We start from the raw sequence: 23,073 nt of genomic DNA, 5'->3' as shown, positions 1-23,073 counted from the left end.
ATTCTACCTTCAAACCACTTTTTGTAAAGTCTGTCGCTCAAAATTTATTCAGCGGCGGTTTCAGTATTTGGCATCAATTGCTTGAGCAAAATGCCAACCGTGTTTTCGACTTCTTCTTGCTTGATTTCGATCGTTTCGCCAGTCTTACGGATCTTGACTTCAACGATGCCTTCGCTGGCCTTCTTGCCGACCGTGATCCGCAGCGGCAGACCAATCAGATCGGCATCGGCAAACTTGACGCCGACCCGTTCCTTACGATCGTCGAGCAGCACTTCATAGCCGGCTGCTTCCAAAGTTTTGGTGATGCTTTCGGCCATCTGCATCTGTTCATCGTTTTTGGCATTGACTGGGATCACATGCACGTCAAATGGTGCGATGCTGTCTGGCCAGGCCAAACCGTGTTCATCGGCCGTTTGTTCAGCAACTGCTGACAGCAGCCGGGAAACTCCGATCCCGTAGCAGCCCATTACCATGTCGGTTTGACGACCATTTTGATCCAGCACTTGAGCACCAAGAATCTTGGAGTAGTGCGTCCCCAGCTTGAAGATGTGACCCAATTCGATCCCACGCGTAAACTTGATTGGCTGACCGTCTGGTGCAATTTCGCCTTCTTGAACGTTACGGAAATCGCCAAACTCATCAACACGGAAGTCGCGATCGAGGTTGGCATTGACGTAGTGGAAGCCATCGTCATTGGCACCGCAAGCCATGTTGACCAATACCTTGACGTAGTTGTCGGCTAAGATCTTCACTTCTTCACCAACACCAACTGGCCCCAGTGAACCAGGGTGAGCACCCAAGTATTTTTCAGCATCTTCTTCAGTGGCCAGACTGAGTTCTTCACAGTCCAACGCGTTTTCGACTTTGGTTTCGTTAACTTCGTCATTGCCGCGCATCAATACCAGCACTGGTACCGTTTCTTCTTCATCCATCTTAGCCATGTACAGCATGGACTTGATGATCTGGCTGCTTTCCATCCTCAGGCTTTCAGCCGCCTCGTCAACACTGTGAGCACCTGGCGTTGGCTGCTTGGTAAGTTCAGCCGGCGCATCGGTCTGTTGAACGCCAGCAAACTTGCTCGTCGCCTTTTCCAAGTTGGCTGCGTAGGTACCATCCGTGTAAGCAATCGTGTCTTCACCCACTTCAGCTGGTGCGGAGAATTCTTGTGAGTTCTTGCCGCCCATCGTACCAGAGTCGGCTAAGATTACCTTGTAGTCCAGCCCAATGCGATCAAAGATGTTGCGATAAGCCTGTGCCTGCAGATTGTAGGCTTCATCCAGACCGGCTTGATCAGCTGAGAATGAATAGCCGTCCAGCATCTCAAATTCCTTGCCCCGTAAGATACCATAGCGTGGCCGATCTTCATCACGGAATTTGTCTTGCAATTGGTAAACAACCAATGGCAGCTTCTTGTATGATTGGACACTGTCACGCAGAATGCTGGTAACCGTTTCTTCATGCGTAGGTCCCAGGATAAATTCACGATCGCGGCGGTCCTTGAGCTTAAACAGGTTATCCCCATAGCTTTCGTAACGGCCCGACTTTTTCCACAGGTCGGCTGGCAAAAGTGCTGGCATCATCATTTCAACCGCACCGGCTTTGTCCATTTCTTCGCGAATGATGTTTTCCACCTTGCGAATCACGCGGTAGGCCATTGGCAGATATGCCCAGACCCCGGCCGAGACTTGATAGATGTAGCCGGCGCGCACCATCATCTTATGGCTGAGCGCTTCAGCATCAGCTGGTGCTTCTTTTTTGGTAGGAATCAAAATCTTTGATTGCTTCATAATTTAAAAAAATACTCCTTTGAACGGCTTCATGAAACGGAGCCAGAAATTTTAATGAATAAAGTAGCGTTGAATATCGTTCCAAGTAACCAGAATCATCAACAGCATCAAGAAGGCAAAGCCAATGATCGTAACGATGCCTTCTGCTTTTTCGGGAATCGGCCGTCTGATAATCGCCTCGATGATGTTTAATAACAGCTTACCACCATCTAATGCAGGAATCGGCAGTAAATTGACGATCCCCAGGTTAATCGATAACAAGGCCAAGAAGTTGAGCACCCCGTTGATCCCAAGTGCCGTGGCCTGCGACGTGCCGGCATAAATGGCAACCGGCCCGCCCAAGTCATTAAGGCTAAAGCCATGCGTAAACATGTGCCCCAACACACTGAAAATCAGAGTACCGGCCTGAACGAACCGTTGCCAGCCAAACGTGATCCGCGACTTGGCATCGGTCTTTTGCTCTTCAACAATACCGACTTGACCAACCGTCTCATTGCCCTGCTTGACTTTTTTAGGCGTCATCGTCGTGGTATACGTATGACCATTGCGCTGGTATTCAACGGTCAGCTTTTTGCCTGGATTGCCCGAGATTCTAGTTGCCAAAGCCGTCCAGTTCTTGGTTCGGTGACCATTGATCTCAGTAATCCGATCGCCTGCCTTCAAGCCTGCTTTGGCTGCTACGGAATCAGTCTGCACCTGACCAAGCCGATTGCTGTTGGTTGGAATGCCGCTGAGCGTAAAGCCCAAAATGATAAAGACAACCAATGAAAGCAAAAAGTTGTTAAATGGTCCGGCAAAGTTGGTCAGCATCCGATTGCCCAGGCTGGCCGAACGGAACTGAACATCTTTGGGAGCAATTTGAACGACGGTGCCATCATTTTCGATAATCGTGGCATCATGATCGACACTATAGGTCTTAACCGTACTTTCATCACCATTGACGTAGCCTTTGATCCACAAGCCTTCGTTTAGGTCATGATCGATCAGCTGCAGCGGAATCCCTTGAAACAGTGTGTTTTTGTCACTGGTATTGATGCTGGTAACTTTTTGCTGGTCGTTAAGCTGAATGGAAACCGGCGTTCCGGGACGCAGCGACTCCTCATCTTCTTCATCGGCACCTGCCAGTCGAACGTACCCGCCCAATGGCAGAATTCGGATCGTATAAGTCGTGCCATTTTTGCGATGCCACCAGATCTTGGGACCCATGCCAATCGAAAATTCACGAACCAGAATGCCGGCCCGCTTGGCAAAATAGTAGTGGCCATATTCGTGAACCAAAACCAGCAGCCCAAAGACAATAATAAAGGTAATAATCGTTAATATCACAGAATCGCCTACCTTTCGGCCAGCTTAGATAATCCCCAGCAGGTACAGGGCCGGCATGACCAGCAGCATGCTGTCAAACCGGTCCAAAATACCACCATGGCCAGGCAGGATCTTACCGGAGTCCTTAACGCCGTAGAATCGCTTGAGTGCTGATTCAACCAGATCACCAAACTGACCCAAAATCGAAAGCAGCAGCGTCAAGAAGACCATCAAGCCCCAGTTATGATAGCCAACTGGGAAGAAGTAGAGGTAAACGGCTAAGACCACCGTGGCCAAAAGCGTACCGCAGATCGAGCCTTCCCAGGTTTTATTCGGACTGACGCGCGGTGCCAGCTTGTGTTTGCCCAGCTTGCGGCCAAACAGATAGGCGCCACTGTCAGTCAGCCAGACGATCAGCATGGCGTACAGAAGCGTCGTAAAGCTGACGGCCCGTGCTGCCAAGAAGTTGTTAAAGCCAATGCCGACATACAGCATCCCCAACGCCAAGACCCCGGCATCGTCAAAACTAAAGCGCTGCTTATGCACAACCGTATGCAGCAATAAAAGCAGCACCATTACGTACATGGCAAACAGCCGCGTAATATGACTCGGCAAAAAGTCCAGCCAGCTGTTGGGCAGGACCATGATTGCCACGCCAATATAGCTGATGATCGCTGGAAAAGACGTCAGAAACATCTTTTTCATGCTGAGGATTTCACCGATTGCAATCATCCCTAAGACGACTGCCGCAATCGTTAATGGCCAGCTGCCATAGACAATCAGTGGAATAAAGATTGCCAAGGCAACGACTGCCGTAATAATCCGTGTTTTCACTAATCTTCACCCGTTTCTATTTATTTACCAAACCGCCAAAACGACGGTGCCGCCCTTGAAATTCAATCAGGCAGCGTTTAAGCGTCTCGCCATCAAAGTCTGGCCAGTGTTCTGGTACGAACAGCAGCTCACTGTAGGCAATCTGCCAAAGCATAAAGTTTGAGATCCGCTCTTCGCCGCTGGTCCGAATCAAAAGATCAGGATCGGCAAACTCGCCCAGCTGAGCTGACATCAGATGGCTGCTGATCGTGTCTTCAGTGATGGAAGCAGGATCAAGTTCGCCGGCTGCCGCCTGTTGAGCAATTGTCTGCACGGCCCGCTTGATTTCATCACGCGCCCCATAGTTGAGCGCAAAGTTTAGAATCATGCCGTCACAGTCTTTGGTATCAGCCATGGCATCATTAACGACTTTTTGCGTTTTTTCTGGCAGTCTGGTGATATCACCCATAACCGTTACCCTAACATTATGCTTAACCAGGTCTGGCACGAACGTATTAAAGAAGCGAATCGGCAAGTCCATCAGGTAGCTGACTTCGCTCTCTGGCCGCTTCCAGTTTTCCGTTGAAAAAGCATACAGCGAAAGCACTTTTACGCCAAGATCGCTGGCAGCAATCGTAACTTTTTTTACCGTCTGCATGCCTTGTTTGTGACCCGCCACGCGAGGCAGGTGTCGCGCCTGCGCCCAGCGGCCATTGCCATCCATGATAATGGCAACATGAGCTGGGATGCGGGACATATCCAATTGCGGCTCATCTGCCGCCTGGTGATTCTTGTTAAACAAGAACAACCCTCCATTTCCGCATTGTTTTTTAATTGCAACACTTTTCATTTTACCAGAAATCTAGGCCTGGCTCTACATTTGTCGCCAACTATGCATAATATTAAGCTAGATTTTAGTATGGCTGGCACGGTCCTCAGTAAAAAATAAAAAGAAACCAACGCCACGCACGTTGATTTCTCTTTTGAGTTAGAATATAGAACTTAGCCTTCCAGCAGTTCTTTTTCTTTTTCGTCGGCAATCTTTTCCAGGTTCTTGATTCCTTCATCGGTTTCTTTTTGAACCTTGTCTTCCAGCTTGTGGAATTCATCATCGTTAAAGTCGCCGTTCTTGTTGCCCTTCTTCAGGTCATCCATGGCTTCCCGCCGTACGTTGCGGACCGCAACCTTGGCCTTTTCCAGTTCAGCCTTAACCTGCTTAACCAGTTCCTTACGCCGTTCTTCAGTCAGTTGTGGGATCACCAGCCGAATTGCGGAACCATCGTTTTGAGGCGTCAAGCCCAGGTTAGAAGCGTAGATAGCCTTTTCAATCTCATCCAGCAGACTTTCGTCATATGGTGAGATCAGCAGTTGCCGTGCCTCTGGAATCGTAATCGAGGCTACTTGGTTCAAAGGCGTTGGCACGCCATAGTATTCAACCTTAACCGAGTTTAACAGACTAGCATTGGCACGACCAGCCCGAATGTCAGCCAAAGACCGGCGCAGTGCGTCACCGGACTTATTCATCTTTTCTTTAGCTTCTGCTAGGATTTGTTTACCATCAGCCATTATTTATTCCCCCTCAATCGTCGTCCCAATCTCTTCGCCTTTAACGACACGGACAATGTTGCCAGGCGTGTTCAGATTGAAGACTACCAATGGAATGTGATTGTCCATTGACAGCGAGCTGGCAGTGGAGTCCATCACTTGCAGGTGTTTGTCTAAAATGTCCATATGCGTCAGATGATCGAACTTAATGGCATCCTTGACCTTGTTTGGATCAGCAGAGTAGACGCCATCGACCCCGTTTTTGGCCATCAGAATGGCATCAGCGTCCATTTCAGCAGCCCGCAAAGCAGCCGTCGTGTCGGTAGAGAAGTATGGTGAACCCGTACCGGCAGAGAAGATAACAACGCGGCCCTTTTCGAGGTGGCGAATAGCCTTGCGACGAATGTATGGTTCAGCAATCTGGCGCATTTCGATGGCCGTTTGAACCCGCGTTGGCACACCAACTGATTCCAAGGCATCCTGCAACGACAGACCGTTCATGATCGTACCCAGCATCCCAATGTAGTCAGCCTGGGCACGTTCCATCCCCATCTGTTCGCCGGTAATACCGCGCCACATGTTACCACCACCGCAGACGATGCAGACTTGAACGCCCAAATCGCAGACCTGCTTGATTTCTTCAGCGATCTTCTTGATTACCGGTGGATTGATGCCGAAGCCTTTTTCACCAGCCAAAGCCTCACCACTAAGCTTCAAGACGATCCGGTTGTATTTTACTTTAGACATTTGAAATTCCTTCCTGCTATGCACGATTTTGCAAAAAAAGCGCACCGATGTCATCGACCAGTGCGCATTTCGTCAATTAACGAATTACTTCAGTTGTTCCTTGACTTCAGCAGCCAGGTCGCTTTGCTTCTTTTCGATACCTTCACCGACTTCGTAGCGAATGAAGCTCTTCAGCTTGCCACCCTTGGATTCAACGTATTCAGCAACCGTTACGTCTGGGTCCTTGACAAAGTCTTGGTCTGCCAGGCAGATTTGGGACAGGAACTTGTTAAGACGGCCTTCAACAATCTTGTCAACGATCTTTTCAGGCTTGCCTTCGTTCAGCGTTTCTTCCTTGAAGACTTCGCGTTCGTGAGCCAGGCGATCAGCTGGAACATCTTCACGAGTCATGAATTCTGGGTTAACGGCAGCAACGTGCATAGCAACGTCCTTAGCCGTTTCTTCGTCAGCACCTTCCAGAACGACCAGTGCAGCAATTCGGCCACCTTGGTGCAGGTAAACACCAAAGTTGTCGCCGTCTTCCTTGTTAACGAAGGCAAAGCGGCGCAGAGAAACCTTTTCACCAGTCTTTTGCGTCGTGGAGATCAGGTCATCGTTCAGCGTACCGTTGGCCGTCTTGGAAGCCAGGGCAGCGTCCAGGTCAGCTGGCTTGTTTTCCAGCAGTACCTTGGTAACGTCAGCCAGTGATTCCTTGAATGGGTCAGAAGCAGCCACGAAGTCCGTTTCTGAGTTCAATTCAACGATAACGGCCGTGTTGCCGTCAACGGCGATGTTGGTCAGACCTTCAGCAGCGATCCGGTCGCTCTTCTTGGCAGCCTTGGCAATCCCCTTTTCACGCAGCCAGTCCATTGCCTTGTCCATGTCACCATCGCTGGCAACCAGGGCCTTTTTGGCATCCATGATACCGGCACCGGACTTCTTCCGCAGTTCCATTACTTGCTTAGCTTTGATTTCAGCCATGAGTACGTCTCTCCTTAAAATTAGATGTTTTAATAAAAAAGGCTGTTTTGCGCTTAGGCCAAAATGGTCCAAACTGCAAAACAGCCCAAGCGTTAACTAATTTGGTTAGTTGTTGCCTTCAACGCTGTTCTTCAGATTTTGCAGATCGTCTGAAGAAACTTCCTTTGGTTCGTCAGCAGCTTCAACGGCTACTTCAGCTTGCTTGGCATCGTCTTGGCCTTGCTTGCCTTCGATGACAGCATCTGCCATCTTAGCCGTGATCAGACGAACGGCACGAATAGCATCATCGTTGGATGGGATGATAACATCAACATCATCAGGGTCAGTGTTGGTGTCAACCATGGCAACGATTGGAATGTGCAGCTTTTGAGCTTCCTTAACAGCGATTTGTTCCTTGTGTGGGTCCACAATGTACAAAACGTCTGGGATGCGTGGCATGTCTTCGATACCGCCCGGGAAACGTTCCAGCTTTTCGCGTTGCTTAGTCAGCACGGAAACTTTCTTCTTTGGCAGTACATCGAACGTACCGTCTTCGCTCATCTTCTTCAATTCCTTCAGGCGAGCAATCCGGGATTGGATCGTCTTCCAGTTGGTCAGGGTGCCACCCAGCCAACGGTGGTTGACGTAGTATTGACCTGCACGCACAGCTTCTTCTTCGATTGAGTCTTGTGCTTGCTTCTTCGTACCAACGAACAGAACAACGCCGCCCTTAGCAGCAACGTCCTTCATGTAGTCGTAGGCCGTGTCGATCATCTTGACCGTCTTTTGCAGATCGATAATGTAGATGCCGTTGCGTTCCGTAAAGATGAATGGCTTCATCTTAGGGTTCCAGCGACGAGTTTGGTGACCAAAGTGGACACCGGCTTCAAGCAATTGCTTCATGCTAACAACAGACATGAATCATACCTCCAAATAGTTTTTCCTCCCTGTCGTTCAACTGTCAGGGGCACCGATTGGCACTTCCTCTAACATCCCGCCAGGTGTGAATTGGGCATTTAGCACCGACTGATAGTATACAAAAAAAGGCCTGTTGTCGCAAGCCTTTTTTCTTCAGTATTTTAATTAGTCGAATTTAACCAGCTTGTCGGAGGTGCCGGTTTCGATCAGATCCTTGTTGGCTGACAGACTGTACTTAACCATGTTTTGTACCGCCACGTTGGTGTAAAAGGCCGTATGTGGCGAGATCAGGACGTTTTCACGCGAGTTGAGGTTCCAGAATTCTGGGTAGGTCATGTTCTTGCCCGTCATGTCGTGGTTGAAGACTTTGGTTTCATCTTCCAAAACGTCCAAGGCAGCCCCGGCAACCTTGCCAGAATCAAGCGCATCAATCAGTGCCTGTTCATCGATCAGCGGACCACGTGAAGCATTGACGATAAAGACGCCATCACGCATTTTATCAAAGGCTTCTTGGTTCAGCATGTGCTCAGTTGATGGGAACAACGGAATGTGCAGCGTTACAACCGTTGCCTTGGCATACAATTCATCCAAGGTATCGACGTAGAGGCCTTCTTTTTCCAGTTCAGGATTGTGGTAGACATCATAGGCAATTACCTTGGCGCCAAAGCCCTTGTAAATGTCGATGGCAACGCGGCCAATGTGCCCCGTACCGATCACGCCGACCGTCTGCTGGTTCAGTTCTTGAGAAATCTGTGGTGCCCAGCGGAAGTCATTGCGTTCAAACTTATGGAAGTATTCCTTGGTCCGCCGCAACAGATTCATCAATTGCGTAACGGAAAATTCAGCGATGGCGGCTGGTGAATATACTGGCACGTTGGTAACCTTAAACCCATACTTCTTAACCGTAGCCGGGTTCATGTTGTCAACTCCAACATTACGCAGTGAAACATTATGAATGCCATAAGCGTCCAGCTTTTTAAAAACCGCATCGGTATATGGCTTTTGCTGGTAGACAACTACCCCGTCAAATCCTTTTGCCATTACGACCGTTTCTTCATCCAGCAGCTTGTCGGTAATTTCAACTTCAACTTCTGGGTTTTCTTGTTCCCATTCCTTAACGAAAGGCTTTTCATCTTCACGAATACCATAAGCTAAGATCTTCATTGATTTCATACCTCCGATTGGCTTAGTTATTTTTCATCGTTATTTCCAGTATAACCCAAAAGTTCATAATTTAACAATTTTAGCTATTTTTGTTTATGAAAGCTCTTTAAAAGAAACCAGCATGGCGCGAAAACGCTTCTAAAAATCTAGCTTTGCTGCTCAAAAAAACACGATGTCCGCAAAACATCGTGTCAGAATTACTATCCTAGTTTAACCATTTTGTCGCTGGCGCCCGTCAAGATCAGTTCACGACTGGCATCCAGACTCTGTTCGACCATATTGCGCACGGCTTCATCCGTATAGAATGCCGTATGCGGTGTAATCAAAACGTTCTCGCGTGATTCAAGATTATCAAACGCTGGATAATTGGACGGCTGGTTGGCCATATTCTTGTTAAAGATCTTGGTCTCATCCTCTAAAACATCCAAGGCCGCCCCGCCAACCTGGCCGCTGTCGAGCGCTTCAATCAGATCCTGCTCATCGATTAAAGAACCGCGCGACATATTAATAATCAAAACACCCTTTTGCATTTTGGCAAAAGAATCCCGGTTGAGCATGTGGTAAGTTGATTTGACAGCTGGCACATGCAATGAAATTACCGTAGATTCTTTGTACAGCTCATCCAAAGAATCAGTAAATACGCCAGCCTTAACCAGATCTGGCTTGGGACGGTGATTGTAGACCATGACGCGCGCGCCAAACCCTCGACAGATATGCGCCATCACGCGGCCGATGTGCCCAGCCCCGACAATGCCAACCGTCTGCTGATTGAGTTCCTTGCCAATATTTGGCGCCCAGCGATAATCCCGTTTGGCAAACTTATTCTGAAATTCCTTAGTTCGCCGCAACAAGTTCAGCAGCTGCGTGACGCCAAATTCGGCAATCGCCGCTGGTGAATAGACTGGTACGTTGGTAATCTTAAAACCATATTTAACCGCCGCCTTAGTGTCAACGTTATCAATACCAACGTTGCGCAATGAAAGGTTGTGAATATTCATTTCATGCAGCCGCTTTAAAAGGTCAGCCGAGTAGTTTTTCTGTTGGTAGGCAACTACGCCATCGCAGCCCTTGGCCAATTCAGCTGATTCAACATCTAGCAGCTTGTCGGTCCAGACCAGTTCCACATCTGGATTGGCCCATTGCCAGTTTTTAACATAGGGGCGTTCGTCTTCACGAATTCCGTACGCAATAATCTTCATATCTCAAATTCCTCCACTACATAAACAAATCTTTATCTCCAAAAATCGATTATACAGACAGATTTGCTTGAATGGAAGATTTTTTAATCATATTTTAATATTGTGGGCACGCAGGTAGGCAATCTTCTTAGCGCGCGGCTGATGCTTAAAGTGCCATTCCGCACTCAGCGCGTCATGCTGATTATCAAATTCTTCGTAATACAAAAGCTTGAGCGGGCGGCGTTTCTGCGGTCTGGTATACTTGGCTCCCCTGCCAGATTGATGCATCTTAAAACGACGCCAGACATCCGTGGAGTAGCCGCCATACAGTGTATGGTCTGCGCAATAGAGCACGTAAAAATAATAATGTCGCTCAGACGTTTTGACCATTAAGCATCGCCTGCACTTCCGGTCCATACTCGCCATCTTCACCCGCCACAATCAATGGCGGCATAATGCGCGTTCCATTTGGCTTGCCGTCTTTAATCGCCTCGATCAGCACCATATTGGCTTCCATCCCCGGTTTGGGATAGATAAACTTGATTCTTTTCGGCGCCAAGCGATGGGCCGTCATCGTAGCTAGGATTTCCGGCAGCCGATCTGGCCGATGTACCAGATAGCCGCGCCCATTCATTTTCAAAAGGCCGCTCATGCGATCACAGACCATTGCCAGATCAATCGTTAATTCATGCCGGGCAATTGCCAGATAGCGATTAGGATTTTTCTGACTCGCTGGCGCGTTCTTAAAATACGGCGGGTTGCAGACAACCACATCCGCATGATCTTTAGCCACGTACTGGTAAACATTGGCAACATCGTCATTGACCACGTCATAGCGGGCCGTCAGATCATTTAAGGCCACTGATCGCTGAGCCATATCAGCCAGCCGTTCCTGCAGCTCGATCTCATAAAAATGCCCGCCCAGCTTATGATGCAAAAACAGACCGATTGCACCATTCCCAGCACACAGATCCACGATTTTGGTTTTTTGACGCCGATTTGGCCGCACAAAATCAGCCAGCAGCACGGCATCTAATGAAAAAGCAAAAACTTCACTGGATTGAATAATTTGTACTCCTTGCGCACTGAGCTGATCAATGCGCTCGTTTGGTTTCAGCTGAACGGTTGTCATATTTTCCCTCACTTGGTTGCTAATAATTTGCTGTAGCGTATATGTTTGCTTGCATGTTTGAGTATGGTTCGTCATACTAAATATATAAAATTACTTTAAAAATTGGGAGTTGTTTAAATGCTCTATGATTTCTTGGTTCATCTGGTCAATCCGCTGTTAACGCTGTTCAATGGCCGACCCCAGATTGAACATAAAGATCGCCTTCCTGAGGGCAACTATATTATCGTCGCACCGCACCGTACCTGGATGGATCCGGTTCTATTGGCTCTGGCCGTTTATCCTAAAAAATTTACGTTCATGGCCAAAGAAGAGCTGTTCAAAGGACGCTTTGCCAGCTGGTTTCTGCGCAAGCTGGGTGCCTTTCCCGTCAACCGCAAAAATCCCGGTCCCTCTGCCATCAAAACTCCGGTCAGGCTACTGAAAAACAGTGATCGCTCAACCATCATCTTCCCGACTGGCTCGCGCTATTCCAGCAAGATCAAAGGCGGCGCGCTGATCATTGCCAAAATGGCCAACGTGCCGCTGGTGCCCGCCGTCTACCAAGGGCCATTGAAGCTAAGCAGCATCTTCAAACGGCAAAAGCGCAAGATCAGTTTTGGCGAGCCAATCTATATTGACCGTAAAATGCGGCTGACCGATGAGAATCAACAGGAATTGGAACGCCAGATGCAATTGGCATTCGATCAACTGGACGACGAGCTTGATCCCAATTACCACTACTATATGCCAGAAAAGCCCAAAAACGATGACTTTTAATCAAGCTTAAAGTCCTGACCTTAGCCTGGCAGCTGGCCAACCATAATCGGTCAGACTGGTCAGGATTGGCACCAATACTAATCAAAAAGGATCGATGCAGTGCACCGGTCCTTTTTGATTACTATTTGCCTGCTTTACGCGCTTGGGCCTTCATCGCTTGCATCATTTGGTGCAGTTTGCGATCTGAAGGTTTTTGGCCCATCTGCATCATCATCGTCCGCAGCATATCTTCAGAAATCGGCGGATTGTTACGCAGGTAGTTTTCCATGTATTTCCGAGCACCAAAGAAGCCAACCAAAAGGCCAACCAGCAGTGCCAGGATGATCAACATGATACTAAGCCCAGTACTCATGGATTTTTCCCCCTTATTTTAGATAACGATACTAATGTTACACGATATCGGCGTCAAATAAAAGGCGCATTCGATGAATTAGTCATCACGCAGCCCTTTTTTACGTTGAATCTGCCGAACTTTTTCCGGAGTGACCTCTTTGCCATCCTTATCAAAGATCCGCATCATTTCAATATTTGAGCGAAAAGCTTCCCGGAAATTCTTCAGATATTGATCACGCAGCTGTTTGCGTTCAGCTTTTTCGGCCGCAGTCAGTCCTTCTGTTTTGTTTTTATGCGCCAGCTCATTGATTCGTTTGAGCAGCTTTTCTTGTGCTTTTGAATCAGCCATAATTTTCTTCCCCTCTGCCTTAAACAGCGATTTTTACGTTACTTAGTGTAGCGAACGCCGCATTATTTAGCAAGCAATCCGCGCCGTTAAGTTTCAACGAACGTATGTTTGAAAACATTTGGCAAGTGTGATATAATTACTCCAAATCTGAAAATGAGGTGGCAACATGGTAAAAACAGCAGCCAGCAAGCAAATGGCCGTTCTCAGCTACATTCATCAACAGGTCGCCACTCACGGCTATCCGCCAACCGTTCGCGAAATCTGTAAAGCTGTCGGCCTTTCATCTACATCTACCGTTCACGGGCATATCAATCGGCTTATCAAGAAGGGGTACCTGCAAAAGGATCCTTCCAAGCCGCGTGCCCTAGAGATTACGCCCGCCGGCATGGATGTCTTGGGAATTGCGCCAAAGCAGGAAAAAATTCCATTGTTAGGAATCGTTGCTGCCGGTGAGCCGATTCTCGCGGTCGAAGATGCAACCGATTATTTCCCGATACCGCCTTCGATTCCGGATCATAACGATCTGTTTATGCTGCAGATTCAAGGTAATTCCATGGTCAACATGGGGATCTTAAACGGCGACAAGGTTATCGTTCGTAAACAGGATGCCGCTAAAAACGGCGATATCGTAATTGCCATGAATGATGACAATGAGGCTACCTGCAAGCGTTTCTTCAAGGAAAACGGTCATTATCGCCTGCAGCCGGAAAATGACACAATGGCCCCGATCATCCTGGACCGGGTAACTATTTTAGGCAAAGTCGTCGGGCTTTTCCGCGACAGCATCTACTAAAAAAGAGATGGGGCAATTCCCACCTCTTTTTTTGTTTTGCTAATCTATCGGCTCTTTTGCATCAGCTTTTTGACTGCTGGAACTGACCGCATCGGGAACGTCTACTTGATGCCCAAACTCCTTTAAGATCTGTTGGTCGTTTTCATTAGGATTTTTCACCTTGCAGGCAACCTCATCCAGATCAACGCGCCAGACATGAACCTGCTTTACCATGTCCTCCGTTAGCGGATGCGGCATTCGTGCCACGTAATGGTGCATCATTACAGTCAGTGCGTGTACTTTGTCTTCAGCTGCCGTCAATTCTTTAACCGTTCCCTTGCCAATTACGCTATGGAAACTGGCACTGAAAAGGCAGTCCCGCACTGCCGGAAGCAGTTGATAGTCGCTTTCCATCTCAACACCAATATGCGGATTAGCCTGCATCAAACGAGCGCGCTGACCGGCCGCATTCCCATGAAAGTAAAGATGAAAATGTTGCTGCTCATCCAATTCATAGCCAAAGTGGACCGGAACGACATACACCGATTCGTCATCCTGTACGCCGAGCCGCGCAATATCGCAATGCGCCATCACCCATTCAACCGTCATCGGATCAAAATAGATATCATTTCTCATCAAAAAGCGCCTCTTTTATAATCGTTTTTTAATAAATTACTGAAACTTGAAAGCCTAGAATCACGGCTAATCACCGTGACTCTAGGCTTTCTCGCGTAAAAAATAGAAAACGCAAGAACTCTCACGTTATACTTAAGTCATACCAAACTAAGTAGAAAAGAGTCTTGCGCGATGAAAAGTATAACCCAAATTCAAGCAAAAAACGACACTAAGCGCCTAATTTCCTCCTTTCTCCACCTGATTGGTCTAGGTCAGCTTAGTAAGCAGGTTAATTTTAAACGGCACTCCGCAATTTCTTTGACCATGATTGTCGCTTGGCTATTCGAGGCCCGTTTTAGTCGGCGCTCGCTTTACCGGGCGCAATCCAGTCCTAACTTTAGTCCCCGGACGGCCCGCAATGTCCTCAATGATGGGCGAATCAACTGGCAAAAATTATTGTGCTTAGTGGCGGTGAAGCTGATCGGTACCTTGCGACCGGTGGTCGACCAACGGCGGCGATTAGCGCTAATCGTCGATACCTTAATTTCCCGTCCATATTCAGTCAAAACGGAATTACTAGCGCGGACGTTTGATCATGACCACCACCAGTATTTGACCGGCTATCGGAACCTAACAATTGGCTGGAGTGATGGTAATACCTTTTTGCCCGTTAATTTCGCCTTAATGTCAACGCGAAAGAAGCAGAATCTGGTTGGAGCTTCAGCTCAGGTAGTTGACCAACGAACAATTGCCGGTCAACGGCGGGCGCAAGCCCAACGGAAGATGAATGAAGTGGTCATCGAATTAATTCGCCAGGCTCGCAACCTGGGGGTGGTGGCGAAATACGTGCTCTTTGATAGCTGGTACAGTTCGCCGCAAATGTTTTGGCGCCTTAAACAGCTAGGATTAGATAGTGTCGCCATGCTTAAGCGGAGCTCTAAGGTTTACTACCGCTATCGCGGTCGGGCCTATAGCGTTAAGGCCCTTTATCCGCGTCTCCTTAATTCCCGGCGTCCTCAAATGAAGGCCTATCAATACAGCTGTATTGTGGAAGCCGACTACCAAGGACATCGTTTTCCGGTAAAACTGGTCTTCGTGGCCAAAAAAGGCTTTAAGAACCAGTACCTGGTCCTCGCTTCTACAAGTACCCAACTAACTCCCCAGGAAATTATTCAACTGTATAGCCGCCGGTGGTCCATCGAGACTTACTTTAAGACCGCTAAACAGTACCTGCGCTTAAATACATCCCAAATCCAAAGCTATGACGGGCAAGTCGCCCAGATTACCATCACTGCCTTAACCTACCTGTTTCTAGCTTGGCAAGAACGTCAGGCCAAAGACGACCGCACCTTGGGAGACCTCTTTTACCTAATGAATGCGGCCCTACCCGAAATTAAATTTATCGAGGCATTGGTCTACCTGTTAAAGTCTCTTCAAACCCAAGTAACCGATTTTCTCAACCACACCATCGACCAATTCATTGGCTATTTACCCCAAAACATCCAACGGGTACTTGGAGTGGCCGTCTGAAACTAATTTAGGACCAATAAAACCAGAGCTGGCGGGGGCTCTGGTTCTTTGAGGTGCTTTCAAGTTTCAGATAAATTATAAAAAAGGCAATGACGAATTGCAATCTCAGTCAGCTTGAAAATTTTACAGCTGCTGCTTATCAACGTATTGGCGCTGATGATTCTTTTGACCGGCTAAGACGAAACGAGCCGGATCCGCACTGATGTCGTACTCAACGTCTTCCTTATTCATTCCCAGCTGGTCATTAAACTGCTGCTCATAGGCTGCGATCGAAATCAGCTGGCGTTCACTGAGGTCGCCTGCAACGTTGCTTAGTCGTTCTTGATATCCCGGCTGCAGAATTCCACTGTAAAACTCGCCTTCCGCGCCCGATCCATAGCTGAACAGGCCAATACGCTGACCAGGCTTTAGCTCAGAATCATTTTGCAAAAGCGACATCAGACCTAGATAAAGCGACCCGGTATAGAGATTGCCGACCCGGCGGCTGTAGTTTTGGCTAGCCAATAGTGCCTTGCGCAGACGCCAGGCCGTTTGGTCATCACGTTCGCCCAAAACGGCCTCCAAGGCTTTCTTACCCATTTTGGTAAATGGCAGATGAAAAGCAATTGCCGCGAAATCATCCAGCTTGCGATCCGTTAACTTCTCGTAGCGATTCAGCGTGTGCTTGAAAAAATTAATATAGACGTTGGTCGAATACTTGCCATCGACCATCGCCTCGGTAGCATAAAGCGGCCGCCAAAAATCCATCACGTCTTGCGAATAGGCAACGCTGGTTCGTTCAATCGCCAAGATCCGTGGAGCAGCCGTAATCAGCATGGCAACCGCTCCAGCGCCCTGCGTTACCTCGCCAGCAGTCTTTAAGCCATAACGCGCTACATCAGCTGCAATTACCAAAACCGCTTTTTCTGGTTCCAATGCCACCTGACCTCTGGCAAACTGAATCGCTGCCGTTGCAGAATAACAAGCCTCCTTGACTTCCACAGTCCGGACATAGTCATCCAGATTCAACAGTCGCTTGACATAGATCGCACTGGCCTTGGAGTTGTCGATTCCCGATTCTGTAGCAACGATAACCGTGGTGATTCGTTCACGATCATCTTCATCCAACAGCTTATCAGCCGCGGCAGCTCCCAGCGTCACGATATCCTGGGTGGGGGGCAAAACCGCCTGCTCGCTTTGGCCAATCCCAATCAGATATTTGTTGGGATCAACACCGCGTACCTTCGCCAATTCCGCCAGATCAATATATTCTGACGTTGTCGCAAACGCCATTTTATCAATTCCAATCTTCATCCGTGCTCACCTAGTCGACATCGGCAATTGGATTCTCTTTAGTTAGGTAGTGCGGTTCGCTTGGGGTCTGACCAAAGTAGTGTTCAATCAATTGCTTGAGCTCGTCCATGGCCTCATGTGTCCGCTGAATCTGCTCTTCATTAATGGCTTCCATAACGATGACCACGTTTTTAGAATCGCTGGTCAGCATCGTGCGTTGGGCATCACGCCAGTTCAGACTGCGGCAGACGGCACCGGCATCGTCATAATAGAGGATCTCGCCTTCCCGGGCTGGATCATCCTTGTCAGCACCGACCGGCTGGAAGCTTTCGCCACCCTTGGCCTTGCCTAGATGCATATCGCCGGCAATCTTATCACGGTCTTCAATGCCAACGGGAACGCCATAACGCAGCGAGATGCTGTTGTAGACGTCAACCAGCGGCTCAATTGGTTCAAAGACATGTCCCTGGCTGGCCCGCTTCAGCAGCGCCTCAACTGAAGCCCGAGCACCTTTACGCTTAGGAAACTTGGCATAAGCTTCGCGCCACTGAGCAACGACTGGATTGTCACGGAAGGTTTCTTCTTTGGTGAACTTAGCTGATTCAGCAGTTGCCCGTTTTAATAATTCAGCCCGTTCTGCCTTGTTCTCATCCGTATCATGATTGTCAATTCCATCAACGTACATAATTGCAATCTCTGCCTCTGGAAAAACATCCCAAAAACTTTCATCGACTACGACTCGCTTCATAATAAAACTCCTTTATCCATTTAATATGTCTTTATTATATCTAATATCATCAATAATTTCTTTGACCACCTGCTTTAACAAAATCCCAGTCTTTTTCCAGATTTTGGCGCATCCGCTGCAGATAGTCATGAGCCTGCTTAGCTTCCTGGGGCGAAAAGCCTTGTAAAGCGACCTCATTTGAATGTTCATTTTCACGAATAATAAACGGATATAGTTCCGCTCCTTTTTTCGTTACATACATTCGCTTGATCCGATGATTGGCCGGATCAGAACGCCGCACGATTAAGCCGTTTTTTTCCAATTTGGCAACCGCTCTGGCAATCGTCGTCTTATCCATCAAAATTAATTTGGCCAAATCCCGCGCAATAATGCCAGGATGCTCATAGATTCGAACCAAATATACGAACTGTCCCCGTGCCAGCTCTATTTTTTTAAATTCCGCGTTGGCCATGGCATCCAAGGCTCGCGATGCCATTCCCATCTCGCGTAATACATCAATCACCGTCCCGCCTCCTTTCATGATCAATATTATATCGACTGTCGGTTGTAATTGCAACTTTAAACTGAAACGTGAAAAATATTCACGTTTTTTCTTATAAAATTTCAATTTGGGGTTTTCTTTTTCGATCCAGTATAGTAATATGATTAATCGTAAGGAGTGCCGACATTCACTTCTTTCTTGACTACCAGCTATTTGGTGCGATTCCGTTTCTTTAAACTGCGGGGGATCGTCATCTGATAGCTTTTTTATTTATGACGAATTAAAAAGCTCGTTTGATTCGCAGTCAGCGAAATCAAGCGAGTTTTCTATTTTATTGATACCTAGGCTTTGAAATCATTCATCGTTTTATTCAGTAGCTGGTCGACCGTAACGTTACCATGACTGTCGGCATGTCCCTTGGTCCACTTAAAGCGCAGCTGTTTGAATTTAGGCAGCAGCACGCTCACCTCGGCCCAAAGCTCTTGATTGGCAACCGGCTTGCCGCCAGCAGTCTTCCAGCCGCGCCGTACCCAGCCATACAGCCATCCTTTGTTGATCGCATTTAAAACGTATTGCGAGTCAAGAATGCCTTCAATCGGTTCGTTTTGCAGATTTAATTCAAGCAGGCGCTGCAGACACTTTAAAAGCCCCATAACCTCCATCCGATTGTTGGTCGCACCAAGCTCACCAGCTGTGTCAGTGATTTTTAAGCCATCCTCAAACCGAATCAGATAGGCCCAAGCCGCCCGATCGTCCTGGTGAACGTGATCGCCCCGTCGATTGCCATGATTGCGTGAACCGCCATCCGTATAAAAAACAATTGTCGGAATAAAACGGGGGCTTTGTTCCTCACCGAATAGATCCAGGCTGGTCTGCGTGGCATGCTTAACGGCCCGTGACTTGCTTTTTTCCGGCTGCTGCAGCCATGTCAAAGCCTCTTCTCTGGTCATAAAGCCCTTGAAGCGCGCGTTGGCAAAGCCAGCAACCTGTTTTTGACATTCAGGCCAGCTGGTGTAGATGCCGGGCTTTTTACCACGGCGCACGGCATAAAACTTTTTTGAAGCCAAATCAATTCCCCCTGCTATTGTTCTAATGAAACGCCAGAAATCGCGTCCTGCGTCTTATCCGATGTCTGGCTGTCGGCAAGTTGCTCATCTTTTGCAAACGATTAGCATGAAGTGAGACTGCCGATACGCTATCAATTATTTTACCATCTACGATCACATGTTCAAAATCATGGGTTTCGCCAAGCCCACAGATTCGCTCAACGTCTTCGATAATCTGTAAGACTTTCAAGCATTGAGATTGCACATCCCAAATTACATAATATGGCGAATAATTGAATCCCGCGCAAAATCGTTCCTAATTTATCTTAAAGGTAACCGTTCCAAATCACAAAGAATGCTAAAATAAAATTAAAAATAAAGCAGAAAGGGATGATTGGATGCGCAGACATCATCAACAATCAGCAACCGCTAAAGATGAGCAGATTGAGCACTTCAACGCTGCACCTGATACTGGCCTGAGCAAGGATCAGGTGGCGCATCGCACCCAGGCCGGCTTGACCAACACCGCCATCAATACGACCTTCAAAACCACGCGGCAGATCATCTACAGCAACACGTTTACCTTTTTTAATTTAATTTTCGTTGTTTTGGCAGTCTTGCTGGTGCTGGTTCGTTCATATAAGGATATGACCTTTTTGCCCGTTATTATTGCCAACACCGTAATTGGCATTATCCAAGAATTACGCTCTAAAAGGGTGCTGGAAAAGCTGACGGTACTAAATGCAGCTAAAGCAACGGTAATTCGTGATGGCAAAACGTTTCAGCTGCCAACTGATCAGCTGGTGCTGGATGATATCATCGAGTTGAAAACCGGGCAGCAGATTCCAGCCGATGCGCAGCTTTTAACCGGTTCGCTCAACGTCAATGAGTCGCTGCTGACGGGGGAAGCCGATGAGATCGCCAAACATCCCGGCGACAATCTGATGTCAGGCAGCTTTGTCGTTTCCGGTTCGGCACGGGTTCGCTTGACGCATGTCGGTGCTGATTCATATGCCGCCAAGCTGACGGCTAAAGCACAGAAAATGGATACTACCGAAGAATCGGCCATGATCAAATCGCTCAATCGGCTGATCAAATTCGTCGGCATCATTATTATTCCAATTGGTGCCGCGCTATTTTATGAATCATACGTGCATAATGGCAACCCGCTTAAACAAAGCATCGTTTCCATGGAAGCAGCCTTGATCGGCATGATTCCTGAAGGGCTCTACCTTTTGGCAACCGTCGCGCTGGCTTTGAGTGCCATGCGCTTGGCACAGCAGCGGGTTTTGCTGCACAGTATGAAAAGCATTGAGACACTAGCCCGCGTTACGGTGTTGTGCGTTGATAAAACCGGGACGATCACCGAAAATCAAATGCAGGTTCAGCGTTTCTTTACTGCCCAGCAGGCTCAGATCGACGACCATCAGCTGCGCAGCCTGATCAGTGATTTTTGTGCGGCCATGCCTGGCGACAACTCAACGATGAAAGCCATGAAAGAATACTTTACGCAAGGCAGCGGTCGCCAAGCTGATCAGATCGTGCCGTTCAGTTCAGCCTGGAAGTACTCGGGCGTGGGCTTTGGCAATGAAAGCTACGTCTTAGGTGCCCCAGAAATGGTACTAAGAGACAGTGTCACCATGTTTAGCAATGAATTTGAGCCATATGCCAAGCAAGGCTATCGGGTCCTGGTATTTGGGCAGTATCAAGGTCAGTTGAGCAAAGCTAGTCTTAACGCCCCAGTTATCCCGCTAGGATTCGTTTTGCTGAGAAATCCCGTCCGCAAGACTGCTCCCGCCACCTTCCGCTATTTTGCCGAACAAGGCGTCAAGATCAAGGTTATCTCGGGTGACGATCCATTAACGGTTGCCAGCGTAGCCAAACAGGCACAGATCGAAGGCGCGCAAAACTGCGTCAGTGCAGCTGCTTTAACCGATGATGAATACGAAAGTGCTCTGCAGCGCTACACCGTTTTTGGTCGGGTCACGCCAGATCAAAAGCAAAAATTCGTCACCGCGCTGCAAAAACAAGGTGAAGTCGTTGCCATGACTGGAGATGGCGTCAATGACATTTTAGCCATGAAACGAGCGGATACCAGTATTGCCATGGCTTCAGGCAATGAGGCCACCATGAATGCCGCTCAGATGGTGCTGCTTGATTCTGACTTTGCCAAAATGCCACAGGTCGTAGCCCAGGGACGGCAGGTTGTCAATAACATCGAACGATCAGCCAGTCTGTTTTTGGTCAAGAACATCTTCTCACTGCTCTTGTCCATCTTTACGCTGATCTTTGCCTTCAACTACCCGCTCGATCCTTCCCACATCACGCTGATCAGTCTGTTTACGATTGGGACGCCTTCATTCCTGCTGGCGTTGGAAACCAATCATCAGCGCATTCATGGCAAATTTCTGCCCAACGTTATGCGGCGTGCCTTGCCTGGTGGGATTACCGATATGTTTACCGTTGGCGTCATCGTAGTCTGTGGAGCTCTGTTTGGCCTCAGCCGCCAAGACATCTCAACGGCCTCAACCATGATTCTGGCCGCAGTTGGCTTCATGGTGCTCTACCAGATCTGTCATCCGCTCAATAAGTTCCGCAGTGTCATCTTTTATGGCTGCATCATGGGGCTTTTGGTCTGCGCATCGCTGTTTGGCAGTCTGTTTGGCATCGACCACGTCTCGGCAGTTGCCCTGGGTTTTGCCTTCGTGCTCTCTTTGACGGGCGATTCAAGTCTGACACATCTGACGCGTTGGACGGACTTGATTTACGAACACTTTTTCGCCAATCTTGGTCAAAAGCCTAAACACGCCATGCAAAAACAAGCCTAGCAGCGTTTCCAACAGTTCAGCCAACCATTTTCACGGCTGTTCTTAAACGTCAGCAAACAATTAAAGACGGGTCCCGCATAACGCGTGATCCGTCTTTTTGATAACTTAGAATCCTTGTGTGGAACGGTTGTAATAGATCAGATGCTGCTCAAGCGTGGTGGGTTCAACAATCAGTTTAGTAACGCTGCAGTTTTCTGGTTCCAGAATCGTCAAGCCTGGCGCATGCGTGGCACTGGCCGCAAACGAGCGGACCGTAAAGCCATGCGTAACGACTACGACTCGCTCGTCTGGATACTGAGCCGTAACGTCTTTAATAAAGTCCTGGACCCGTTTTTCAACATGTGTAAACGTCTCGCCATGGGCAACGGCAGCATATTCAGGACGCACATCTTTAACAAACGTCGAAAACAATTCTGGATATTGATTCATCAGCTCATCATTGGGCTGGCCATCCCAGTCGCCATAAGAAATCTCCAGCAACCGCCCGTCTTCGATGACTGGCAGCTGTGCCTCCTCATTTAGAATTGCCGCGGTCTGCTTGGTGCGTTCCAAAGGCGAAACATAAAGCGCGTCAAAATCACGCAAATCAAAATTCTGGGCCAAAAGCTGCGCCTGCGCCCGTCCCTCATCAGTGAGATAGGTCTGCGGCGTATTAATGATTCCCTGCTTAAGCCCGGCCGCATTGGCAAAGGTGCGACCATGGCGAACGATATAAAATTCGGTCATATTCTTTTCCTTTCTACTTTGGTTTTTGGTCATTATACCAGAATCAAATTTATTATTGACGTTTTTTTGTAATCAGATTATAATTTTGT

Annotated in this window: 24 protein-coding genes; 4 read left to right on the top strand and 20 right to left on the bottom strand. The window is 48.1% G+C overall.

Features of this window, described 5'->3' with window-relative positions; all coding sequences use genetic code 11:
* Window positions 1–44: 44 nt before the first annotated feature.
* From QOS03_RS03235 to QOS03_RS03180, 12 genes are all read right to left on the bottom strand, one after another.
* The gene (locus tag QOS03_RS03235) at window positions 45–1,787 is read right to left on the bottom strand and encodes a proline--tRNA ligase (RefSeq protein ID WP_283575318.1); all 1,743 of its coding nucleotides are present in this window, start codon (window positions 1,785–1,787) and stop codon (window positions 45–47) included.
* A 51-nt stretch (window positions 1,788–1,838) separates the two neighbouring features.
* Complete coding sequence (rseP, locus tag QOS03_RS03230) at window positions 1,839–3,113, bottom strand: RIP metalloprotease RseP (protein WP_169461430.1); 1,275 nt, start codon at window positions 3,111–3,113, stop codon at window positions 1,839–1,841.
* Window positions 3,114–3,137: 24 nt separating this feature from the next.
* Window positions 3,138–3,926: a phosphatidate cytidylyltransferase gene (locus QOS03_RS03225; RefSeq protein ID WP_283575317.1), complete on the bottom strand. Its 789-nt coding sequence runs from the start codon at window positions 3,924–3,926 to the stop codon at window positions 3,138–3,140.
* 16 nt (window positions 3,927–3,942) lie between these two features.
* Complete coding sequence (locus QOS03_RS03220; RefSeq protein WP_408612063.1) at window positions 3,943–4,755, bottom strand: isoprenyl transferase; 813 nt, start codon at window positions 4,753–4,755, stop codon at window positions 3,943–3,945.
* Between the two features lie 152 nt (window positions 4,756–4,907).
* Window positions 4,908–5,471, bottom strand: coding sequence for a ribosome recycling factor (frr, locus tag QOS03_RS03215; protein WP_283575315.1), 564 nt, complete (start codon window positions 5,469–5,471; stop codon window positions 4,908–4,910).
* Window positions 5,472–5,474: 3 nt separating this feature from the next.
* A complete protein-coding gene (pyrH, locus tag QOS03_RS03210; RefSeq protein WP_169461426.1) occupies window positions 5,475–6,197 on the bottom strand; it encodes a UMP kinase in 723 nt (240 codons plus the stop codon).
* A gap of 84 nt (window positions 6,198–6,281) precedes the next feature.
* A complete protein-coding gene (gene tsf, locus QOS03_RS03205; protein WP_169461425.1) occupies window positions 6,282–7,157 on the bottom strand; it encodes a translation elongation factor Ts in 876 nt (291 codons plus the stop codon).
* Window positions 7,158–7,262: 105 nt separating this feature from the next.
* Window positions 7,263–8,054 carry a 30S ribosomal protein S2 gene (gene rpsB, locus QOS03_RS03200; protein WP_283575314.1) on the bottom strand — a complete coding sequence of 264 codons (792 nt, stop codon included), beginning with the start codon at window positions 8,052–8,054 and terminating at the stop codon, window positions 7,263–7,265.
* Window positions 8,055–8,219: 165 nt separating this feature from the next.
* Window positions 8,220–9,218 carry a D-2-hydroxyacid dehydrogenase gene (locus tag QOS03_RS03195; RefSeq protein WP_283575313.1) on the bottom strand — a complete coding sequence of 333 codons (999 nt, stop codon included), beginning with the start codon at window positions 9,216–9,218 and terminating at the stop codon, window positions 8,220–8,222.
* A gap of 200 nt (window positions 9,219–9,418) precedes the next feature.
* The gene (locus QOS03_RS03190) at window positions 9,419–10,417 is read right to left on the bottom strand and encodes a D-2-hydroxyacid dehydrogenase (RefSeq protein WP_272216324.1); all 999 of its coding nucleotides are present in this window, start codon (window positions 10,415–10,417) and stop codon (window positions 9,419–9,421) included.
* A gap of 87 nt (window positions 10,418–10,504) precedes the next feature.
* On the bottom strand, window positions 10,505–10,786 hold the full coding sequence (locus tag QOS03_RS03185) for a GIY-YIG nuclease family protein (protein WP_272209419.1): 282 nt from the start codon (window positions 10,784–10,786) through the stop codon (window positions 10,505–10,507).
* Window positions 10,770–11,528, bottom strand: coding sequence for a tRNA1(Val) (adenine(37)-N6)-methyltransferase (locus tag QOS03_RS03180; RefSeq protein ID WP_272209418.1), 759 nt, complete (start codon window positions 11,526–11,528; stop codon window positions 10,770–10,772). The genes QOS03_RS03185 and QOS03_RS03180 overlap by 17 nt, the downstream gene beginning before the upstream one ends.
* Window positions 11,529–11,645: 117 nt before the next feature.
* Between QOS03_RS03180 and QOS03_RS03175 the strand changes: the two genes are divergently transcribed.
* Window positions 11,646–12,284, top strand: coding sequence for a lysophospholipid acyltransferase family protein (locus QOS03_RS03175; RefSeq protein WP_283575312.1), 639 nt, complete (start codon window positions 11,646–11,648; stop codon window positions 12,282–12,284).
* Window positions 12,285–12,405: 121 nt separating this feature from the next.
* Here QOS03_RS03175 and QOS03_RS03170 read toward each other — a convergent pair whose 3' ends face one another.
* Together QOS03_RS03170 and QOS03_RS03165 are read right to left on the bottom strand one after the other, a co-directional pair.
* A complete protein-coding gene (locus tag QOS03_RS03170; RefSeq protein WP_034540131.1) occupies window positions 12,406–12,636 on the bottom strand; it encodes a YneF family protein in 231 nt (76 codons plus the stop codon).
* 78 nt (window positions 12,637–12,714) lie between these two features.
* Window positions 12,715–12,966 (bottom strand): DUF896 domain-containing protein, encoded by a 252-nt coding sequence (locus QOS03_RS03165; protein WP_169461418.1) that lies wholly within the window; start codon window positions 12,964–12,966, stop codon window positions 12,715–12,717.
* Window positions 12,967–13,132: 166 nt separating this feature from the next.
* Here QOS03_RS03165 and lexA point away from each other — a divergent pair, with 166 nt between their 5' ends.
* Entirely contained in the window at window positions 13,133–13,759 is a 627-nt protein-coding gene (gene lexA, locus QOS03_RS03160) for a transcriptional repressor LexA (RefSeq protein ID WP_283575311.1), read from the top strand.
* Window positions 13,760–13,798: 39 nt separating this feature from the next.
* Here lexA and QOS03_RS03155 read toward each other — a convergent pair whose 3' ends face one another.
* The gene (locus tag QOS03_RS03155; RefSeq protein ID WP_283575310.1) at window positions 13,799–14,374 is read right to left on the bottom strand and encodes a pyridoxamine 5'-phosphate oxidase family protein; all 576 of its coding nucleotides are present in this window, start codon (window positions 14,372–14,374) and stop codon (window positions 13,799–13,801) included.
* Window positions 14,375–14,545: 171 nt separating this feature from the next.
* On the opposite strand from QOS03_RS03155, the gene QOS03_RS03150 reads away from it, so the two are divergent.
* A complete protein-coding gene (locus QOS03_RS03150) occupies window positions 14,546–15,883 on the top strand; it encodes an IS4 family transposase (RefSeq protein WP_283575309.1) in 1,338 nt (445 codons plus the stop codon).
* A 123-nt stretch (window positions 15,884–16,006) separates the two neighbouring features.
* On the opposite strand, the gene QOS03_RS03145 is transcribed toward QOS03_RS03150, so the two are convergent.
* The 4 genes from QOS03_RS03145 to QOS03_RS03130 form a co-directional block, all read right to left on the bottom strand.
* Window positions 16,007–17,176 (bottom strand): hydroxymethylglutaryl-CoA synthase, encoded by a 1,170-nt coding sequence (locus tag QOS03_RS03145; protein WP_283575308.1) that lies wholly within the window; start codon window positions 17,174–17,176, stop codon window positions 16,007–16,009.
* Between the two features lie 10 nt (window positions 17,177–17,186).
* Window positions 17,187–17,903 carry a B3/B4 domain-containing protein gene (locus QOS03_RS03140; protein WP_283575307.1) on the bottom strand — a complete coding sequence of 239 codons (717 nt, stop codon included), beginning with the start codon at window positions 17,901–17,903 and terminating at the stop codon, window positions 17,187–17,189.
* A gap of 49 nt (window positions 17,904–17,952) precedes the next feature.
* Window positions 17,953–18,405, bottom strand: a complete 453-nt coding sequence (locus tag QOS03_RS03135) for a MarR family winged helix-turn-helix transcriptional regulator (protein ID WP_169461414.1) — start codon at window positions 18,403–18,405, stop codon at window positions 17,953–17,955.
* 320 nt (window positions 18,406–18,725) lie between these two features.
* Window positions 18,726–19,451 (bottom strand): ribonuclease H family protein, encoded by a 726-nt coding sequence (locus QOS03_RS03130; protein ID WP_283575306.1) that lies wholly within the window; start codon window positions 19,449–19,451, stop codon window positions 18,726–18,728.
* Window positions 19,452–19,828: 377 nt separating this feature from the next.
* Here QOS03_RS03130 and QOS03_RS03125 point away from each other — a divergent pair, with 377 nt between their 5' ends.
* Window positions 19,829–22,258 (top strand): cation-translocating P-type ATPase, encoded by a 2,430-nt coding sequence (locus QOS03_RS03125; RefSeq protein WP_283575305.1) that lies wholly within the window; start codon window positions 19,829–19,831, stop codon window positions 22,256–22,258.
* Window positions 22,259–22,363: 105 nt separating this feature from the next.
* Here the strand turns inward: QOS03_RS03125 and QOS03_RS03120 are convergent, their stop codons facing one another.
* Complete coding sequence (locus tag QOS03_RS03120) at window positions 22,364–22,984, bottom strand: histidine phosphatase family protein (protein WP_242075382.1); 621 nt, start codon at window positions 22,982–22,984, stop codon at window positions 22,364–22,366.
* Between the last annotated feature and the right edge of the window lie 89 nt (window positions 22,985–23,073).

The organism is Limosilactobacillus pulli, assembly GCF_947381555.1.
Classification (GTDB): domain Bacteria; phylum Bacillota; class Bacilli; order Lactobacillales; family Lactobacillaceae; genus Limosilactobacillus; species Limosilactobacillus pulli.
Note: the sequence above shows the minus strand (reverse complement) of the source record. Positions and strands in the feature narration are given on the sequence as shown.

What these genes read in the sequence shown, in the direction of transcription:
- rpsB (WP_283575314.1), bottom strand. Translation starts at nt 8,054, where the DNA reads ATGTCTGTTGTTAGCATGAAGCAATTGCTTGAAGCCGGTGTCCACTTT.
- QOS03_RS03235 (WP_283575318.1), bottom strand. Translation starts at nt 1,787, where the DNA reads ATGAAGCAATCAAAGATTTTGATTCCTACCAAAAAAGAAGCACCAGCT.
- QOS03_RS03185 (WP_272209419.1), bottom strand. Translation starts at nt 10,786, where the DNA reads ATGGTCAAAACGTCTGAGCGACATTATTATTTTTACGTGCTCTATTGC.
- pyrH (WP_169461426.1), bottom strand. Translation starts at nt 6,197, where the DNA reads ATGTCTAAAGTAAAATACAACCGGATCGTCTTGAAGCTTAGTGGTGAG.
- QOS03_RS03120 (WP_242075382.1), bottom strand. Translation starts at nt 22,984, where the DNA reads ATGACCGAATTTTATATCGTTCGCCATGGTCGCACCTTTGCCAATGCG.
- QOS03_RS03175 (WP_283575312.1), top strand. Translation starts at nt 11,646, where the DNA reads ATGCTCTATGATTTCTTGGTTCATCTGGTCAATCCGCTGTTAACGCTG.
- frr (WP_283575315.1), bottom strand. Translation starts at nt 5,471, where the DNA reads ATGGCTGATGGTAAACAAATCCTAGCAGAAGCTAAAGAAAAGATGAAT.
- QOS03_RS03220 (WP_408612063.1), bottom strand. Translation starts at nt 4,755, where the DNA reads ATGAAAAGTGTTGCAATTAAAAAACAATGCGGAAATGGAGGGTTGTTC.
- QOS03_RS03125 (WP_283575305.1), top strand. Translation starts at nt 19,829, where the DNA reads ATGCGCAGACATCATCAACAATCAGCAACCGCTAAAGATGAGCAGATT.
- QOS03_RS03140 (WP_283575307.1), bottom strand. Translation starts at nt 17,903, where the DNA reads ATGAAGCGAGTCGTAGTCGATGAAAGTTTTTGGGATGTTTTTCCAGAG.
- QOS03_RS03180 (WP_272209418.1), bottom strand. Translation starts at nt 11,528, where the DNA reads ATGACAACCGTTCAGCTGAAACCAAACGAGCGCATTGATCAGCTCAGT.
- QOS03_RS03150 (WP_283575309.1), top strand. Translation starts at nt 14,546, where the DNA reads ATGAAAAGTATAACCCAAATTCAAGCAAAAAACGACACTAAGCGCCTA.
- tsf (WP_169461425.1), bottom strand. Translation starts at nt 7,157, where the DNA reads ATGGCTGAAATCAAAGCTAAGCAAGTAATGGAACTGCGGAAGAAGTCC.
- QOS03_RS03165 (WP_169461418.1), bottom strand. Translation starts at nt 12,966, where the DNA reads ATGGCTGATTCAAAAGCACAAGAAAAGCTGCTCAAACGAATCAATGAG.
- QOS03_RS03145 (WP_283575308.1), bottom strand. Translation starts at nt 17,176, where the DNA reads ATGAAGATTGGAATTGATAAAATGGCGTTTGCGACAACGTCAGAATAT.
- QOS03_RS03190 (WP_272216324.1), bottom strand. Translation starts at nt 10,417, where the DNA reads ATGAAGATTATTGCGTACGGAATTCGTGAAGACGAACGCCCCTATGTT.
- QOS03_RS03170 (WP_034540131.1), bottom strand. Translation starts at nt 12,636, where the DNA reads ATGAGTACTGGGCTTAGTATCATGTTGATCATCCTGGCACTGCTGGTT.
- lexA (WP_283575311.1), top strand. Translation starts at nt 13,133, where the DNA reads ATGGTAAAAACAGCAGCCAGCAAGCAAATGGCCGTTCTCAGCTACATT.
- QOS03_RS03195 (WP_283575313.1), bottom strand. Translation starts at nt 9,218, where the DNA reads ATGAAGATCTTAGCTTATGGTATTCGTGAAGATGAAAAGCCTTTCGTT.
- QOS03_RS03155 (WP_283575310.1), bottom strand. Translation starts at nt 14,374, where the DNA reads ATGAGAAATGATATCTATTTTGATCCGATGACGGTTGAATGGGTGATG.